Raw genomic sequence first — 17,274 nt, 5'->3', positions numbered from 1 at the left:
GAGACCCGCGTCGCCTGCTCGAGGTTCAAGCCGCCGCCGCTCCACGAGACCCGATCCGGGTCTTCAATCGCGAGGTCGACCGGGGTCCCGGCTGCCAGATCACTGACGCTGATGCCAGCCCCGTCCGAAAAATCGTAGAGAACGACCGGGGAGGCCCTTGGGGCCGGCGTCGGGATTGGCGGCGTCGGGGCTGGCGGCGCGGCGACACCCGTGGGGGCGACCGGACCGGCAGCGAAGTTTGCCGCGACCTGAGAGGGCGTGTGCGCCTCGCAATAGACTGCGACCAGGCTGTAGCTGCCTACCCAGTCTCGGCTGGTGGTCGTGCTGTCCGTGTTGAACTCATTGCCGAGGGCGAGGCCGTAGCTTGCGTTCCAGTTGGCGAAGCTGCCGCCGATCGTCTGGCTGTCGACCTGGACGCCGTCCAGGTAGAGCGAGGCGCTGCCGAAAGCATCGCGGGTGACGACCAGCTGCTGCAAGCCGAACTCGACGCTCGACGGAGCGCTGCGGAGAAGCACATAGGTCCCGTTGTTGCCATTGCTGGTCGTGCGAAGCCGGAACTGATAGCGATCGCCGTCCTGGAGAAGGCTGAAGTTACGGTTCCCTGAGTCTTTGGAGAGGCTGACGATACGTGCCGGCCCCCCCTGCGACAGCGCGCCAGGCGTGACCCAGGCCTCGACCGTCAGTTCGTTGCTCGAGGCGCAGGACTCGAAGATCTTAGCCGCATCAACGGTGTTGGAGACCCGTGTCGCCTGCTCGAGCGTCAGGCCACCGCCGCTCCACGAAACCCGATCGAGATCTTCGATCGTTAGGTCGGCCGGAGTCGCAGCTGCCAGATCGCGGACGTTGGCGCCCGAGCCCTCTGAGAAGTCATAGAGAACGACCGCAGATGTCCTTGGGGCCGGTGTCGCGGTCTCGTTCTGGGTTGGTAGGTCCGGACCGGCAGCGAAGTTCGCCGCGACTTGAGAGGAAGTATGTGCCTCGCAATAGACGCCCACCAACCGGTAATTGCCAACCCAGTCGCGAGCCGTGGTAGTGCTTCCGGTGCTGAACTCGTTCCCGAGCGCCAGGTCGTAGGCCGGGTTCCAGTTGGCGAAGCCGCCTCCGATGGTCTCTGTGTCCACCTGCTCGCCGTTGAGATAGAGGGCAGCCTCGCCGGAGGACGCCCTGGTGGCGACCAGGTGCTGCAGGGAGGTGGTCACGCTACCGACGGCGCTGAACAGCCGGACGTTTGTGCCGTTGTTTCCGTTCGTCGTCGTCCGAAGCCGGAACTGGTACCTGCTGCCGTCCTGGGTCAGGCTGAAGTTCCGCTGCCCTGAATCCAGCGACAGCGTGACGATCCGAGCCGGCCCGCCCTGGGTGGTGTTCCCGGGCTCGATCCAGGCTTCCACGGTGAGCTCATTGCTCGCCGTGCAATCGGAGAAGATTTGATTGGAATCCGTGGAGTTCGACGCTCGCGTGGCCTCTGTCAGCTCGAGGCCATCGGCCTCGCTCCAGCTGGCACGTTCTGGATCTTCGATCGTCAGATCCAACGGAGAGCCGGAGGTCCCGGCCACGTCACGGACGATCGAGCTGGAGCCCGGATCCTCTGAGAAATCGTAGAGCGCGACCAGACCGCTGTGATCCCGCTGAGCCGCGGAGTCGGTGTCGACGCGGCGATCTTCGTAGACGCGCTCGACGTCCTCATGATTCCCGAGAGCCTCGACCTGCCCTTCGGTGAGCCTGGCGCCGACCGCGGCGATGATCGCGAGTCGATGGGTGACCTCGCCGCCGACGCTCTCGACGGCGGCGGCGACCTGCTCGACGGTCTTGCCCTGGACGATATAGCCGCTGGTTGGCTCGCCAGCCGCCAGGAGCCACGGGCCTCCCCGGCCTCCGAAGAGAAGCGCAAGGGCGAGAAAGACCACAGGGAAAGTGGCGGATTTGTCCCGCATTGGCACCCGATGGCGCAAAGGCCGTTCCATCGACGGATGCGCATAGCCCCATCTCGAGCTCGCCCAAAAGCGCCATCCAGCCTCGCCAGAACGATCTTCGCCGGTTTCTTGCGCGTCCCGAAATCCGGCGGACATTCAGCTCGATCTCGAGGTCCTCCGAAAAAACGGTGGAGCCTTGAGAAAGACCCCTCTTTCTTTCCTGGGGGTGGGGCTATATCAGCGGTTCTGTTGGGGGCCCCTTGCGAAAACCCGGGCACTATCGCTTAGGCTCGTCAGGGTGAGCTGGCCCGGGTCCAAAGAAGAGCTTCTCCGGGAGCAGGAGCGCCTCGCGGCGGCTGAACCTCGACCCTGGACAACGCCGTCCCACCCTTACCCGATCGGGGGCTGCTTCACCTGCTTTCCCCGCGGTAGTTCGGGCCCCGGCGCCAGGGGAGATCGCAGCTGGGCGGGAGCCGCCCTCGTCGCCCGGAACCAGACCGTCGCCACGGCGGTCGCCGAGGGCTCTGCCGGAGCTCCCTACGAGGCCGGGCTCCTGGCTCTTCGGGAGGGTCCGTTGCTGGCAGCCGCAGTTCGGAGTCTGCCCTCGCTTCCCGAGCTGCTTCTGGTCAACGCCACCGGCCTCGACCATCCCAGACGGGCCGGACTCGCTCTACATCTCGGCGAGCGGCTCGACCTCCCCACCGTCGGCGTGACCCATCGGCCGCTTCTCGCCAAAGGCGACTGGCCCGATCTCGTCCGCGGAGCCCACTCGCCACTCTCTCTTTCCGGCTGCCGCGTCGGCTGGTGGCTCTGCACACGGAACGGCGCTCGGCCGCTCGCGATCCACGCCGCCTGGCGGACCGATCCCGACACCGCTCTCGCCGTCGTGCTTCGGGCCGGCTCGGGCCGCGTCCGCACTCCCGAGCCGCTCCGGCACGCGCGACGGAGAGCTCGCGAAACCAGAAGTGAGGCCGAGGGACCTGATCGCCGTCGGAACCGGACCCTCTGCTAACCTTACGATAAGGTTTCCGGCGGACTTCAGAGGACAGCGAACGCACATGGGCATCCGCGCGGTGAACCCGACGTGTGATGACTGCGCCAGCAACCAGCCATGATACCGCCAGGGTGAAGCGCGTGGCCGCCGACGTCGCTCGCCTTCGCTGGCCGCGCGTCCTAGGCGTTTTCGTCGCTGGCGGCATCCTGTCCCTGGCCCTGTTCTGGGCGCTCCAGAGTGCCGAATCGGACCGTATTGCGTTCAGTTTCAGACGTGACGCCAACGACAGACTTTCGGCGTTCGGGGGCGCCGTCAGTCACGGACTCGACACCCTGGTCGCCCTGGATGCACTCTATGCGGCGACCCCGGACGTCGAGCGAGCGGCCTTCCGCTCCTTTGTCACCGAGCATCTCCTCGAAGAGCCTGGAGTTGCCTTCCTGGGCTGGGCGCCGAGAGTCGCCGCCGAAGACCGGGAGGAGTTCGAGAGCTTCGTGCGCGACCAGACCGACGACCGGCCGGAGATCGCTGCCGCGCTCGGGCGCTTCGGCATCTTCGACGTCCAGTCCGGAAGCCCCGAACCGGCAGCTCCTCGGCCGGAGTACTTCCCGGTGCTCCATGCCGAGCCGCCGGAACTTGCCCGCCACACTCTGGGATTCGATCTGGCGTCGGACCCGGTGCAGAGCGAGGGATTGACGCGCGCTCGTGCTGCGCATCAGATGTCGGCGAGTCGGCGCGATCGTCTCAGGTCCGACCAGCCAGATCGATACGGAGTTCTTGTCTTCAACCCCGTCTATGCAGAGTCGACTCGCGGCGACGAAAGCACCGAGCGATTACGCGGTTTTCTCGTTGGAATGTTCGACGTCGGGGCGATCCTCGACCGAGGTTTGGCCGCCCTCGAGCCTCGAGGAATCGACATGGCGGTTCACGACCTGGACTCCTCCCGCGACGAGAGCCTGCTCCACTTTCACGAGTCGAGGCTTCGGCCCGGGCAGGGCCATCCGTGGAGCCTCGACGAGGCTCTGACTCCGACTGGGCTCGGCGCAGTCGAGACGGTTCAAGTGGGTGATCGGAGGTGGTTGATCTCGTGTCGCCCGGCAGCCGGCTACATTGCGACCAAGCGCTCGTGGACGGCGATCCTCGCCCTGGTCGGCGGACTGTTGCTATCCGGCATTCTCGCGGGAGCCTTCTTCACGATTCTGGGCCGGGAGGCCGAGACTCGGGGCTACGCGCAGGATCTTCTGAGCGCAAAACAGAGTCTCGAGGACGAGGCGGTACAAAGGGAGCGCGCCCGGGCCGACCTGGTGATAAGCGAGGAGCGATTCCGTCGCGCCTTCGGCTCTGCGCCGATGGGTACGGCAACAGCCGGCCTCGACGGCCGTATCCTGCAGGCGAATCCGGCGCTCTGCCGCATGCTCCAATACGAGGAAAGCCAGCTCCTGGGGATGACGATCGCCGACATCACCCATCCCGAAGATGCACCGGCGGAGCGCAAGAAGCTCGAGCGCTTGGTGACCGGAGACGCGGAGAGCGTGCAGTACGTCGAGCGACTTCGGCGCCGTGATCAATCCGAGATCTGGGCCGAGCTCACCGTCTCCCTGGTCCGCGACGCGGACGGCAACGCGCTCTATTTCGTCGGCCAGCAGCAGGACATCACCGAGCGCCGCCGGGCGAGTGAGCGACTCCGCGAGGCGCGGCAGACACAGGAGCGCATCCTCGACAGCCTGCCGCTCCATGTCTTCCTGAAAGACGCGCAGGGCCGGATGCAGTTTCTGAACGCCACGGGACGCGAGCTTCTGGGTCTCGAACCGGAGGATGTTGTCGGTAAGACCGACTTCGACCTCTTCCCGGAGGCCGAGGCACGAGCCCTTCGGATGACCGATCGCGAGGTTCTGGAGACGGGGCGAACCATCAATCGTGAGGAGACGCTCTCCGTCGGTCAACGCAAGATGCACCTGCTCTCCGGCAAGACGAGGATCCAGGTCGAGGGCTCCGAAGAGCCGTATCTCCTGGGTTTCTCCATCGACCTGACCCCGGTCAAGGAGGCCGAAGAGGCTTTGGTCCAAAGTGAATATCGCTTTCGCCAGCTGGTCGACAACATGAGCAGCGGCGTCGCCGTCTACGAAGCGATCGATCACGGCTCGGACTTCGTTTTTCGCGACTACAATCGCGCCGCCGAACGGATAGACGGAGTACCGCGAGAGGAGATTCTCGGCAGACGCTTGACTGAGGCCTTTCCCGGCGCCGAAGAGATGGGGTTGGTCGAGATTCTCCGGAACGTCTGGCGGACGGGCGAGCCGCGCTACCTGCCGACCGCGCTGTATCGCGATTCGAGGATGGAAAGTTGGCGCGAGAACTATGTCTACCGGCTACCGAGTGGCGAGATCGTCGCGATCTACGACGACGTCAGCGAGCGCAAGCGGCTCGAGACCGAGCTGCTGCACGCCCAGAAGATGGAGGCCGTCGGCCGCTTTGCCGGCGGTGTGGCCCACGACTTCAACAACCTGCTACAGGTCGTGACCGGCAACATCGACCTGCTGCTCAAGGGCAACTTTCAGCCGGCCGAGCGCGACTTGATGCTGCGCGAGGTCCAAGAGCAGGCGAAACGTGGTACTCACCTGATTCGCCGCCTGCTCGTCTTCTCGCGTAGCGAGAGCTATGCCCCGACAGCCATTGATCTGGGCGAAGTGTTGCGTGGGGCCGAGACGCTAATCCGCCGACTGTTGAAGGAGAACATCCGACTGACGGTCGACCTGATCGACGCGCCCTTGCCGCTGGCGGGCGATCCGGGGCAGCTGGAGCAGGTCTTGATGAATCTCATCGTCAACGCCTCCGACGCGATGCCGGAGGGCGGCACTCTCGACCTTCGGAGCGGGTTCGAGGGCGATAGAGAGGTCTGGTTCTCGGTCGGCGACAGCGGGCCAGGAATCGCAGAGGCGATGCTGGACAAAATCTTCGATCCTTACTTCACGACCGAGTCGGCCGCTCAGGGTACCGGTCTCGGGCTTGCGGTCGTCGATGGCATCGTCTCGCTTCACGGAGGGCGCATCGAGGTAGACAACCGACCCGGCGAGGGCATCGAGTTCAGAGTCGTCCTGCCTCGCAATGCCTCGCCAGCTGAAACCTCCGGCCCGGAGCCGGAGCACGCCGCGGCCTTGCGCACCGAGGGTGAAAGGGTCCTCGTCGTCGAGGACCAGGAGCTGGTGCGTGGAACCGTCGAGAGCATGTTGGGCTCACTGGGATACGAAGTAACGACAGCTGCCGATGGAGGTGGCGCCAGAGAGTGCGCTTCGCGCCAGGAATTCGATCTGCTGGTCACCGACATCGTGCTTCCGGACATCACCGGCGTCGAGCTGGCTCATGAGCTCCGTGCCGAGAGACCCGACCTGGCGGTGCTTCTGGTCTCCGGGTACGCCGAGGAGGCGGTGCGGGAGCGCGGCGCCGACCTGCGGTTTCTTCAAAAGCCCTTCAGACTCGAAGACCTGGCGCAGCAGGCCGCCGCTGCCCTGCTCGAGAGGCCGAGTCGCAAAGCCTAGACGAGCCAGACGTTCCCGTTCTGGTCTAGAATGGGTGGGAACCCAGCGGCTCGACCCGAGCCAGAATCCAAGGAGGTTCCAAATGAGCGACGTCGTGACCACGAGTGAGCGCGTCGAGGAGATCCTCGCCGGGGTGCCGATCTTCTCGCGCCTGAATAAACGCGACTTGAAGAAACTGGCCAAGCTCTGCGTACCGAAGACGTTCGAGGAGCAGGAGACCATCATCCAGGAAGGAGCGACCGGTCTCGGGCTGTTCGTGATCACCTCGGGTCGGGCCGAAGTCTTCAAAGGAAAGGGCGAGGACAAGGTAGTTCTGGGGGCGATGGAAGAGGGGGATGTGCTCGGCGAGATTGCCCTGGTCGACGATCAGCCGCGCTCGGCAAGCGCCGTGGCCCAGACGCCCACCGAATGCCTGCTGCTGACCCGGGACAGCTTCGAGACCCTGGTCAAGACGGAGCCAGAGATCGCCTGGTGCATCGTACCCAGCCTCGCCGAGCGAGTCCGGGAGCTCCACGCTCGGGCGCTGGCGGCGGAGGAGCGATTCCGGCTGGGTGAGTCGGAGAGCAAGGCCAAGAAGAGGGCAAGCGCGTCCGAGAGCGAGGCTTCGGAAGCGACGGCCGAATCTGAAGAAGATGACGACGACGAAACCAGCGAAGCCTGGGAAACCATGGCTCGCATGATGCGCATGCCTTACGGAATGATGGTCGGTGGACTCACCGGCATGACCGCCATGGCGAAGCTGGGGGAGACTTTCTTCCGCAAGCTGGCGGACGAGACCGATCTCAGTGATAGCGACAACCTCTCCGATGTCATGGACAAGGCGCCCGACGGCTTCGTCGCCGCCACCCGAGAGGCTCTTTCCGAGATCGAAAAAATGCCGCAGGACATGGTCGACAGCTTCCGCGAGATCTATAAAGACGCGTAAGGCCGAACGCCGGCCCCCATGCTGAGACTCAGAACGGTTCAGGCCTCGACCTACATCAAGGTACCGCGAAACCTGGCCTTCGCCGTTCTCACGGGTTATGAGTCGTACCGGGACTGGATGCCAGATGTCCTCGAATCCCGGCTCCTTGCCGCCGAGGGCGACGTCGCGATCACCGAATTCGTGGCGCCCGCATACGGTCCGGGCAAGTTCGTGCTCGAGTTCGTCGGGTCATCCGATGACTGGTTGATGTTCAACCAGGTCGATCGCTATCGGCGCGACGGACTCTCCGGCCGCTGGGACTTCGAGGGAACCGACGCCGGATCCGGCGTCGTGGTTCGGGCCTCGCTGAGCCTGAAGAACGGCCTGTTCAGAATCGGCACTCGCAGAGGGTTACGGCAGGTCTTGGAACGGACTCTGGACGCGCTGGCGTCGAGGTCGCTGCGACTGGCGGCACACGGCGCGCTCGGCGCGGGCCTGGGCAAGCGAAAGATCTTAGAGCTGGTCCGCGGCGGAGACTCCCTCAGGATCCACTTCGACGGGGCAACGTATAGGCTGGTCAGGGAGTCGGAAAGGGGCGCGACTTGATCCGCAAGTTCGGCACGGTCGACGCTCCGGTGGAGGTCGTTCGCGGTCTGTTCGCGAACCTCGAATCGTGGCCGCAGTGGATGCCAGCGGTTCGTGAAGTCCGGGTTCTCGAACGATCGGAGACGCGGGCTCTCGCCGAGATCGACCGGACCCACGGGCGCCGAATCCATACGACCACCTTCGAATTCCTGTTCAATCCCAACGGCCAGCGTGAGCGTCAGGTCGCCGGCATAGCCAGGAAGTGGGAATCGGACTGGCGCTTTCAAGTCGGGCCGCAGGATACCGGCACCCTGGTCTCCTGCCGGCTCGAGCTCAACATGGGACTGATCGGCCTGCTCGCTCCGTCGAGGATGATTCAACGGTGGATCGACCGAACCTTCGAAAAGACCCTCCGGGGGATTCGAGAGCAAGCCCGGCTGTCGGAATCGGAAGCCGCTCTCGAGAGCGGCGCCCCAGGCGAGTTCCACATGCCTGGCATCCAGGTCTTCGCGACTCCAACCGAGCTCGAGATCTGGATAGGCGATCGCAAGTACGTCGCCCACGCCGCCGACTAGTCGGCGGCAAAGCGCAACAGGAGCCCGCCCAGGATCAACACCACGACGGCACCGGACCCTTCGATCCAGCGCGTCGCGTCCGGCGACGGTGCCAGGTAGTGCACGAGCAAGACAACCGCGGCGAGCGCCGAGAGGAGCGCCAAAACTACGCTCCAGGATCCAGCGGAGCCATCATCCCGGTCTTCTCGAGCCGAGCGCCTGCCGTCGCCCGCGGCCAGGGTCAAGCCGCGATCCAGTTTCCGTGGAAGATCGGTAAGAGGGGCCATCTCGCCACCGATTGGCAGGCTCGCAGCTTCCGCAAAGAGCTGGTAGAGCCGCAGCTCCTGAAAAGCCTCTCGAAACGAGCTCTCGCCCGGCGCCAGCGTGTAGACCTCTCGAGTCAGCAGGGCGAGCCCGCGCAGAAACGCCGAAAGAGCCCGGCGCGGTCGCACACCGAAGCTCGCCGTCTGATGCCAGTGGGCCAGCAACGACCTGGAAAGACCGTCGCTGTCGGCGCCCCAGCCGCCATCGCGAAAAGGCGCGGTGTGGCGGAGATGGTGTCGCAGCCGGCGCTGCTCGTTGCGGGCGCACGGGTGACTGAGCTCGAGAAGCGCGTCGACGAGAGACTCATGGTCCCCGGTCGCGGTCGCCGCCAGATAGCCGCGCAGCTGGTCGCGGGTGCGGTCCGACAGGAACTCGAACGGACCGCCGCAGAAGCCGACCTTGCCGTCATCGAGGAGAAGCGCGTTGCGCCCGCAAGGATCCGCGGGCACCATACCGGCTGAAAGAACCAGCCGGAGCCAGCCGCGGCAGAGCCGGCGCGCCAGCCGTGGACCGCCGTTCTCAGAGACGGTCGGCGAGCAGCTCTCGCCCACCGTCGACCCACCGAGATCGGAGAGGACCAGAAAACTCGATCCGCAGAGCTCTCTGTGAACCTCCGGTATCGTCACCAGGCTCATTCCTTCGCAGCGCTCGCGAAGCTCGATGAGATCCTCCGCCTCCCGGCGCAAATCGAGCAAGCTGAGCAGGGAGCGCTTGAAGTCCGCCAAGGCTCGAGCCTTCAGGGCTGCTTTCCGATGCCCCAGGGACGGATCCGACTCGGACAGCCGGCCGAGACTCCCCTCGAGATGCTCATCGATGGCCGAATGCGCGACCTTGAAGATCACCGGCTCGCCGCTCTTCAGCCGGGCCCGATGCCATTGAAACAGGAGACCGGTATCGAACGGGTCCGTCTCGAAAACGGGAAACGCCTCCTCGAAGCTGCCGCCCAATTCTCGAGCAAACCGGTTCCGAACGGCTCCGAACGGCGTCGGGACGGCCGGCTCGACTCTCGTCGCAAGCTCGAGCGCTTCTCCCTGGGTCATCAGATCGGCGCGCGAGGACAGATAGGCAGCAAGAGCCGCGTCCATCGGTCCGCGGCGTTCGAGCCGCTCACCTAGCGGTTCGAGAGCATCCATCGAAATACGGTCCATGTCAGCATGAGGGTTCCGACGCCGATGAGCACGGCTTCGGCAAGGAAGAGATTGAGGCCCGATCGCACCGGCTCGTCTGCCAAGATCATCATGGCCGTGAGTGCGAGCACGGACACGCCCAGCCGCAGGGCGCGCGCCGGTGACGACGCGCTGCGGGACCGAGGGCGCTCGGAGCTCGAATCGATCGGCCCTTCTTTCTCGAGCTTGTCCAGCAGCCGGTCCAAGCGGAGCGCGCCGTCGCGCATCAGCCGGCTGCCGACGATCCAGGAATCGATCATTCGATCGGCCGAGAAGGCGCTCGCCAGAGTTCGTGACTCGAGGTGTCTACGGCTTAAACGCTCGAGCGAGCGGTTGACGTCGAAACCCGGAGCGAAACGGGCGATCAACCCATCGGCGGTGATCACCGAGCGCATGTAGCGCATCGCCTCCTCATGCGGAAAGACGGCAAACCGCCGCGACAGCTGAATCATGTCCAGCATGATCCGGGTGTACCCGATGGCCAACTCGCTACCGCCGCGAGAGTCGCCGGCCCGACTCCGACCGAACCACAGCTCGGCATGCTCCCGCAAGGCGTTGCGAAACCCTTCGACATCCGAGTCGTCCGTGACCTCCGAGATCCTGAAAATGCCCTCCAGCAATTCGTCCACGTCGTGCCTGGCGAGCGCCAGGATCATGGCCAGAACGTGTCGACCTCCATACTCACTGATCACCCCGGTAATGCCGAAGTCGACGTAGCCGACGACGTTGTCAGGCAGGATGAGGAGGTTGGCCGGATGAAGATCGGCATGGAAGATCCCGTGGCGAAACACGTCGCCGAGGAAATTGGCCAGAATATTGTCGGCAAACTTCTCGGCATCGAATCCGATCTCGCGAAGCCGGTACTCGACAGCCGGGTCCCCGCACTCGAGCGAACGAAGATACTCCAGAAGCGTGGTCCCTTCGAGGTACTCGGCCGCGAGAATCCGAGCGGTCGAGATCTCTTGGATGACCGCCGGCACGCGAGCTTCCGGGCGCGTGCCGGTGTTGACCCTCACCTGCTCCATGTAGCGAGCTTCCCGCCGGTAGTCGAGCTCATCGCCGGTCCAGGCGATGAACTCGCTGAGCGGCAGCCGCAGGCTGTCGAGCTTCTTCAAGCGTAACTTCGAGATCAGCCAGAGCATTGCCTTCATGAGGCCGATGTCGCCGCCGAAGTCGCGAAGCGCGGTGGGACGACGGACCTTGACAGCGAGCTCACAGCCGTCGAGAGCCGCCCTGTGCACCTGACCAATGGAGGCAGAAGCGAAAGGTACGCGGTCGAACCTATCGAAAACCTCGGGTGGCTTGCGCCCGAGATCTTCTACAAACGTCCGCTCGACGTCCTGGTAGGCGAACGGCGGCACTCGATCCAGCAGATCGAAGAGCTCGTCGCAGTAGGAGCTCGGAACCAGATCGGGCTGAAGCGAGAGTACCTGGCCGAGCTTGATGAAAGTGCCTCCCAACTCCTCGAGCAGAGCGCGGAATCTGCGCTCGGGAGAAGGCACTTCGGCAAGCCGGCGCGAGGTTCCGGGCAGAAGGCTCAGGATCGCCCTGCCGATTCGCCGCGCGTAGAACCCCGCCAGAACCCGGACAAGGTGGCTCAGCCGCCTGACCCGCGGCAGCCGGGGAGCCTGTTTCCCGGTGCTCATCGCGAAGCGCCTACGAATCCGGGGGCTCCTTGCCCAGAACGCGCTCGGTGACCTCGCGGATCGCCTCTTCGCGCTTGCGGATCTCATCTTCCTTGGCCGCGAGCTCTCTGCCCTGCTCGGCCAGCTTCACTTCGCGCCGCTCGAGGGCGAGTCTTGCCTTGGCCAGCTCTTCGTTCTTGCGCATGACGACCTGGAGCATCTGCACCTCGCTCGCGTGGGTCCCTTCGAGCTGATCGAGCACAAGCTGCCTCTCCTCCCTGCAGCGGCCAAGCTCGTCGACTTTGGCCCGCAACTCCTCCTCTCTTGTCGCAAGGTGCCTCTCGGTCAACTCGAGTCGTTGTTCGAGCAGGAGCCTCTCGCTGCGTTCGGAGCTCACCAGTGCCTTCTGTGCGTCCAAGGCCTCGGCGGCGGCCCGCCGCTCTTCCTCGCTCGCCAGCTCCGCAGCGGCCATTTCGGAAACCCGTCTCTCCTCCAGCTCCTCGACGCTTGTCCGCAACCTGTGAATGCTATCGACCAGAGCGCTGAGCGTCTTGATCTCGAGCTTCATGTCGTGCTCGCCCGATTCGGTCACGCGCCCCAGAATCTCGAAACGGTCCCGAACGACTTCGGGAGCACCGGCGTCCGTCCCTGCCGACAGAACAATCAACAGCGTGTTGTAGAGAGACTCGATGCGCTGCTTGTCGTTGGGCGCCGATCCGAGCACGCGTTCGTAGAGCTCTTGGGCCTCATTCAGACGGCCCTCCCGGACGGCTGTCCGCGCCTCGCGCATCTCTTTCCTTCCGACCGTCTGTGCCTCGAGAGCCGACCCGCACGGTCCGACGGAATAGAGCAGGAGCGCGGTCGCAGCCAGGATCCTGCGAGGACTGAGAATCATCGGGTGAAGGCTCATCGCACCTCCTACTGAGCCGGCATCGACATGCCGCGAATCAACATCCGGCAATGATTAGTAGTACCACAGAATCGCTATGATGGGGCGGTATGACACTCCGTCTTCGCTGGGCGTTTTCGATCCTCGCCATCCTTCTGCTCTTCGCCCTCAATCTGGGCGTGTACTTCTGGGGGAACGCGCGGCAGACGGAGCTCATCCTGGATCTGAAGACCGCCCTGGAGAGCAAGGATCTGGTCGTCGAGATCCGCGACCTGGTCGCCCGCCGCCAGCGCGACACCGAGGTGATGGAGCCCCTGGTCACCACCGGGGCGGTTCGACTCGATACCGGCCAGCTCGAGGACATCAGGAGCCGTACGCGAGAGATCGAGGGCATGATCGAGCGGCTTCACGGGCTTTCCCATTCCTCGTCGACGGCCCGGCTCGGAGCCGTCTTCAGGGACCTGGCGCAGGCTTGGCTCGATGTCTACGAGACCTCGGTTCCCCTGGCCGACCCGGTGGCCCCGGCAGACCCGGCGGCCGCAGCAGCCGCGGCTGCCGCGGCTGCCGAAAACGAGGTTAGCTCGCAACCCTTCACCTACGTGGAGCGATACGCGCAGACCGAGGCACTCCTGGCCGAGCAGCTGGCCGAAAGGACCGTCGGTGTCGAACAGGCCGAGCAGGATTTTGCAGCCGTCGCCGAGCTCGCCGATCGCATTACGCTCGCCATCTTCGTCGCCTCCTCGTTGCTCACCGTCGGCATTGCCATTTGGTTCTCTCGCTTCCTGCGCGCCGCCTTTGCCCGCTACGTGACCAGCGAGGTCGTCGACAACGTGCTCAAGACCGCGTCGGGGCTGGAGCTCGGGGGCGAAAAGCGCGAGATCACGATCCTGATGGCAGACCTGCGCGGCTTCTCCTCGATGTCGGAGCGGATCGCGCCGGAAAAAGTAGTCTCCGTGATCAACAACTTCCTCGGCGTCATGACCGAGATCATCGTTGCGAGTGGCGGCATGATCGACGAGTTCATCGGCGACGCGATCCTGGTCATCTTCGGAGCTCCTCTCGACCGGCAGGACCACGCCGAGGCCGCGGTCAAGTGCGCCATAAGGATGCAGCTCGCCATGCTCGAGGTCAACGAGAGAAACCGCTCCGCAGGCCTGCCCACCGTGGAGATGGGCATCGGCGTTCATTCCGGCGAAGTCGTGGTCGGCAATATCGGCTCGGCGAAGCGAACCAAATACGGCGCCGTCGGACCCAGCGTCAACCTCGCGGCGAGAATCGAGGCCAACACCGTCGGCGGCCAGATCCTGATCTCCGAAGCGACCTTTGATCAGGTTTCGGCCGATCTGCGAGTCGACGACCGGTTGGAGATCCACCCGAAGGGATTCGAAGAACCGGTTGTCCTCCTGGACATCGGCGGTCTGGCCGGCAGGGACGGCGATCCGGGGCTCGTTTTGCCGGAACCGGGCGAATCGCTGGTCCGGCCGGCGGAGGAGATCGCGGTCCGCTTCGTGGTCATGGAAGGCAGCCGGACCGGGACCACGGTACGGGATGGCGAGCTGCTGAGCCTGTCGCACCGGGCTGCAAGAGTGCGCACGTCGGCCGACGTGGCCCCGCTGGCGAATCTGAGGCTCGAGCTACTACAGGGCAGCGACGCCGCGGCGACGCGCTCGCTCTTCGCCAAGGTCCTTTCGGTGGAGCCTCGGGACGACACGTTCATCGCGCGCTTCACCTCGGTCGACCCGGAGACCGCCGCCCTTCTCGAGCGGTTGCTTAACCCACCTCCTTCTTGAACAGCCGGGTGGCCAGCGCCAGGGTCACGACCAGAAACAGGGCCAGTGCAGCGGCCTCCGGAAGGAGGTCTCCGAGGCCCGAACCCCTCAAGAGAATCCCTCGGGTCATCCGGACGTAGTGAGTGAGCGGCAGGAGCAGGCCCAGCCATTGGGCGGGCCTGGGCATGGCACCGAACGGAAACATGAAGCCCGACAGGAGAACCGAAGGCAGAAAGAAGAAGAAGGACAGCTGGGTCGCCTGCAGCTGGTTGGCGGTGACCGACGAGATCACCAGACCGAGCGTCAGATTCGCGCCGATGAACAGAATCGAAGCCACACCCAGGGCAAAGAGCGATCCACGCACGGGTACGCTGAAGAGAATCAGCCCGGCCGCCAGCACGATCACGATCTGCACCAGGCCGATTGCGACATAGGGCAAGATCTTCCCGATCATCAGCTCGAACCGATGCACCGGGGTCCCGATCAGAAACTCGAAGGTCCCGCGCTCGCGCTCGCGCACGATCGACAGCGCCGTCATCAACATCATCGTCGAGGTCAGGATCACTCCCAGCAGCGCCGGCACGACGAACACGGGAGTCCGCAACTCCGGGTTGTAACGCGTCAGAACCGAGAACCTCCAGGGGCTCTGGGAGGTCTTCTCCGACTCCAAGGCTTCGCGAGTCAACGCGAAGGTCCCGACTCGTTGGTTGAGCCATGATTCCAGCCCGTTGGCCGAGGCGCGCACGGCGCGGGCGAGGGTCGGATCGGTCGCGTCGACGATGAACGAGACCTCCATACCGACTCCGCGATAGAAATCGCGAGTGAAGTCCGGTGGAATCTGGACGACCACGTCGACGTCGCCGGCCCGGAGCATGCGCCGCGCCTCATGTTCCGTGGCCACGTAGGTGACAATGTCAAACGTCTGAGTCGCCACCAGCTCACCGACGAACTGGCGCGAGATGCTGCTATTGGTGTGATCCACCACCACGGTGCGGGCGTGGCGCATGTCCTGATTGATGGCATACCCGAAGAGAGCGAGCTGGACGATCGGAACGCCAACGACGAAGCCGGCCGTGAGCTGGTCGCGCATCAGCTGACGCAGCTCCTTCCTCACGACCGCCAGAATGCGGCGCAGCGGTGCCGGAAGCTCAGGCCGGAGATTCATGCCGCGCTCTCGATCAAGGTCTCGCCCAGATTGAGGGCGACGAAGACGTCTTCGAGGTTGGGCTGCGCAGCCTGGGCCACAGTATTCTCCTGGCCGGCTGCGCGCAGGTGTCTCTCGAGCTCCGGTGCGACGCGCTCGGCGAGTTGAGCGTCTCGGGACAGCAACACGTGGACCCGGTCGCCGAGTTGGGTGACGCTCGAGACTTGCGGCAGAGTGCGCAACTCGGCGATCGAAGTCTCGGCGTCGCGGGTCTCGATCTCGACCACCCGGCCTTCGAGCGCCTCGGTCAGCTCCGCCGGCGAACCGATCGCCACCGGGCGACCCCGAATCATCATGCAAAGGCGGTGGCAACGAACCGCCTCGTCCATATAGTGCGTCGACACCAGAACGGTGGCGTCTCGAGAAGCGATCTCGAAGATCTTCTCCCAGAACGCCCGGCGCCGATCCGGGTCCACGCCCGCGGTCGGCTCGTCGAGAACCAGCAAGCTGGGCTGATGGATGTTGGCAACGGCCAGCGCCAGGCGCTGCTTCCAGCCTCCCGAGAGAGTCGCCGGGCGCTGGCCGCGGCGCTCGCCGAGCTCGTACTCGGCCAGGACTTCTTCGACGCGCTGCGAGCGGAGCGTTCTCTCCAAGCCGAAGATCTCGGCGGCGAAGCGAAGGTTCTCTTCGATCGACAGATCCTCGTAGAGCGAGAACTTCTGCGTCATGTAGCCGACCTTGGAACGCAGCCGCTCGGACTCACCCGGCAGCTCGTGGCCGAGGACGCGAATCGTGCCTTCGCTCGGAGGCAGCAGGCCGACCAGCATGCGAATGAGCGTCGACTTGCCGGCGCCATTTGGACCCAGGAAACCGAATACTTCGCCCTGGTGCACCTCGAGGTCGACCCCATCGACGGCGGTCAGCTTTCCGAATCGCCGTCTGAGCGCGCGCGCCTCGATGACCGGCTCGTCGTTCATGCGGCTTTCTTCCCCGGTCGCGAGAGGATCAGCTTGACCCGAGCCGGCAGGCCCGGGCGCAGATCGGCCGGGGCATCGGTGAGCACGACCCGCGCGCGGTAGACCAGATGCGCGCTCTCCCTTTCGGTCAGGGCGTAGTGCGGCGTGAACTCGGGCTCGCGCGCCACCTCCTCGACGCGCCCGCCGAACCAGTCCGACAGTCCTTCGATCTTGACCTCGGCTCGGGCTTCGGGTGTTAGCAGTGCCACCGCCCGGGCCGGAATCCAAACCCGGACCCAGGGGTTGTCGTCGGTCTGAACGACCGCAACCACGGCTCCCGGCGGCACACGCTCGCCGACCTCGAACGGCAATTGGTCGACGACGCCGGCGTCATGGGAACGCAGCGTCAAGTCTCGGAGTCGTCGATTCGCTTGGAGAACGCGCGCCTCCCTCTCCGCCACAACCGCCGTCGCCTCGTCGCGTTGCCGGCGAGCACGGCCCAGCTCCTGCTGGCTCGCGACCCGTCGCCGGCTCAACTCGGTCTTGCGCCGGAATTCCTCCTCTGCTTCGACCAGGGTCGCCTGCGCGGCCGCGAGCGCCGCTTCGAAGGCTCTGAGCTCGGCCTCGGCAACTTCGGTGTCCAGGCGCACCACCTCCTGATCGGTGGTCACACGCGAGCCCGCGGTGACCGGAATCTCGACGATCACTTCCGAGATCGGAGCGGTGATTTCCAGAGTAGTCCGCTCGACCGTGCCGGCGAGTTGCAGGACTCTCTTGCCACAACCGCCGGCAACCACGACCGTCAAGAGGACCGTGGCGGCCCTCCATGCTCCAACGCGACTCAGAATCGGGCGCATCAGCCTTCCCCCTTCTATTTCAGCTAATCTAGCAGTGAAAACCGGTGGCTGCCCTCAGTGATAC

13 protein-coding genes are annotated in these 17,274 nt (G+C 64.9%); 6 read left to right on the top strand and 7 right to left on the bottom strand.

Annotated elements, in window-relative coordinates:
* Nucleotides 1–1,931: LamG domain-containing protein (locus GY769_12440; GenBank protein MCP4202729.1), on the bottom strand; the 1,931-nt coding region annotated here is incomplete at its 3' end.
* Nucleotides 1,932–2,307: 376 nt separating this feature from the next.
* Here GY769_12440 and GY769_12435 point away from each other — a divergent pair.
* The 5 genes from GY769_12435 to GY769_12415 all read left to right on the top strand — a co-directional run bounded on the left by GY769_12435 (nt 2,308) and on the right by GY769_12415 (nt 8,501).
* Complete coding sequence (locus tag GY769_12435; protein MCP4202728.1) at nt 2,308–2,922, top strand: endonuclease V; 615 nt, start codon at nt 2,308–2,310, stop codon at nt 2,920–2,922.
* Between the two features lie 113 nt (nt 2,923–3,035).
* Nucleotides 3,036–6,437, top strand: coding sequence for a PAS domain S-box protein (locus GY769_12430; protein MCP4202727.1), 3,402 nt, complete (start codon nt 3,036–3,038; stop codon nt 6,435–6,437).
* 82 nt (nt 6,438–6,519) lie between these two features.
* Nucleotides 6,520–7,362, top strand: a complete 843-nt coding sequence (locus GY769_12425; GenBank protein MCP4202726.1) for a cyclic nucleotide-binding domain-containing protein — start codon at nt 6,520–6,522, stop codon at nt 7,360–7,362.
* 18 nt (nt 7,363–7,380) lie between these two features.
* Nucleotides 7,381–7,947, top strand: a complete 567-nt coding sequence (locus tag GY769_12420) for a hypothetical protein (GenBank protein MCP4202725.1) — start codon at nt 7,381–7,383, stop codon at nt 7,945–7,947.
* Complete coding sequence (locus GY769_12415) at nt 7,944–8,501, top strand: hypothetical protein (GenBank protein ID MCP4202724.1); 558 nt, start codon at nt 7,944–7,946, stop codon at nt 8,499–8,501. The genes GY769_12420 and GY769_12415 overlap by 4 nt, the downstream gene beginning before the upstream one ends.
* Here GY769_12415 and GY769_12410 read toward each other — a convergent pair.
* The 3 genes from GY769_12410 to GY769_12400 are packed head-to-tail and all read right to left on the bottom strand — an operon-like array spanning nt 8,498 to nt 12,505.
* The gene (locus tag GY769_12410; GenBank protein MCP4202723.1) at nt 8,498–9,952 is read right to left on the bottom strand and encodes a hypothetical protein; all 1,455 of its coding nucleotides are present in this window, start codon (nt 9,950–9,952) and stop codon (nt 8,498–8,500) included. The genes GY769_12415 and GY769_12410 overlap by 4 nt on opposite strands.
* On the bottom strand, nt 9,916–11,616 hold the full coding sequence (locus tag GY769_12405) for an AarF/ABC1/UbiB kinase family protein (protein MCP4202722.1): 1,701 nt from the start codon (nt 11,614–11,616) through the stop codon (nt 9,916–9,918). Before GY769_12405 ends, GY769_12410 begins: the two co-directional genes overlap by 37 nt.
* Nucleotides 11,617–11,626: 10 nt before the next feature.
* Nucleotides 11,627–12,505, bottom strand: a complete 879-nt coding sequence (locus GY769_12400; GenBank protein MCP4202721.1) for a hypothetical protein — start codon at nt 12,503–12,505, stop codon at nt 11,627–11,629.
* Nucleotides 12,506–12,594: 89 nt separating this feature from the next.
* On the opposite strand from GY769_12400, the gene GY769_12395 reads away from it, so the two are divergent.
* Entirely contained in the window at nt 12,595–14,274 is a 1,680-nt protein-coding gene (locus tag GY769_12395; GenBank protein ID MCP4202720.1) for an adenylate/guanylate cyclase domain-containing protein, read from the top strand.
* Here the strand turns inward: GY769_12395 and GY769_12390 are convergent.
* Genes GY769_12390 through GY769_12380 form a run of 3 tightly spaced genes read right to left on the bottom strand, consistent with a single transcriptional unit; the run spans nt 14,255 to nt 17,210 of the window.
* Complete coding sequence (locus tag GY769_12390) at nt 14,255–15,418, bottom strand: ABC transporter permease (GenBank protein MCP4202719.1); 1,164 nt, start codon at nt 15,416–15,418, stop codon at nt 14,255–14,257. The genes GY769_12395 and GY769_12390 overlap by 20 nt on opposite strands.
* The gene (locus GY769_12385; protein MCP4202718.1) at nt 15,415–16,374 is read right to left on the bottom strand and encodes an ABC transporter ATP-binding protein; all 960 of its coding nucleotides are present in this window, start codon (nt 16,372–16,374) and stop codon (nt 15,415–15,417) included. Before GY769_12385 ends, GY769_12390 begins: the two co-directional genes overlap by 4 nt.
* Nucleotides 16,371–17,210 carry an efflux RND transporter periplasmic adaptor subunit gene (locus tag GY769_12380; GenBank protein ID MCP4202717.1) on the bottom strand — a complete coding sequence of 280 codons (840 nt, stop codon included), beginning with the start codon at nt 17,208–17,210 and terminating at the stop codon, nt 16,371–16,373. The genes GY769_12385 and GY769_12380 overlap by 4 nt, the downstream gene beginning before the upstream one ends.
* Nucleotides 17,211–17,274: the final 64 nt, after the last annotated feature.

The organism is bacterium (assembly GCA_024224155.1).
Taxonomy (GTDB): domain Bacteria; phylum Acidobacteriota; class Thermoanaerobaculia; order Multivoradales; family JAHEKO01; genus CALZIK01.
This window is presented reverse-complemented; position numbering and strand designations above follow the sequence as displayed.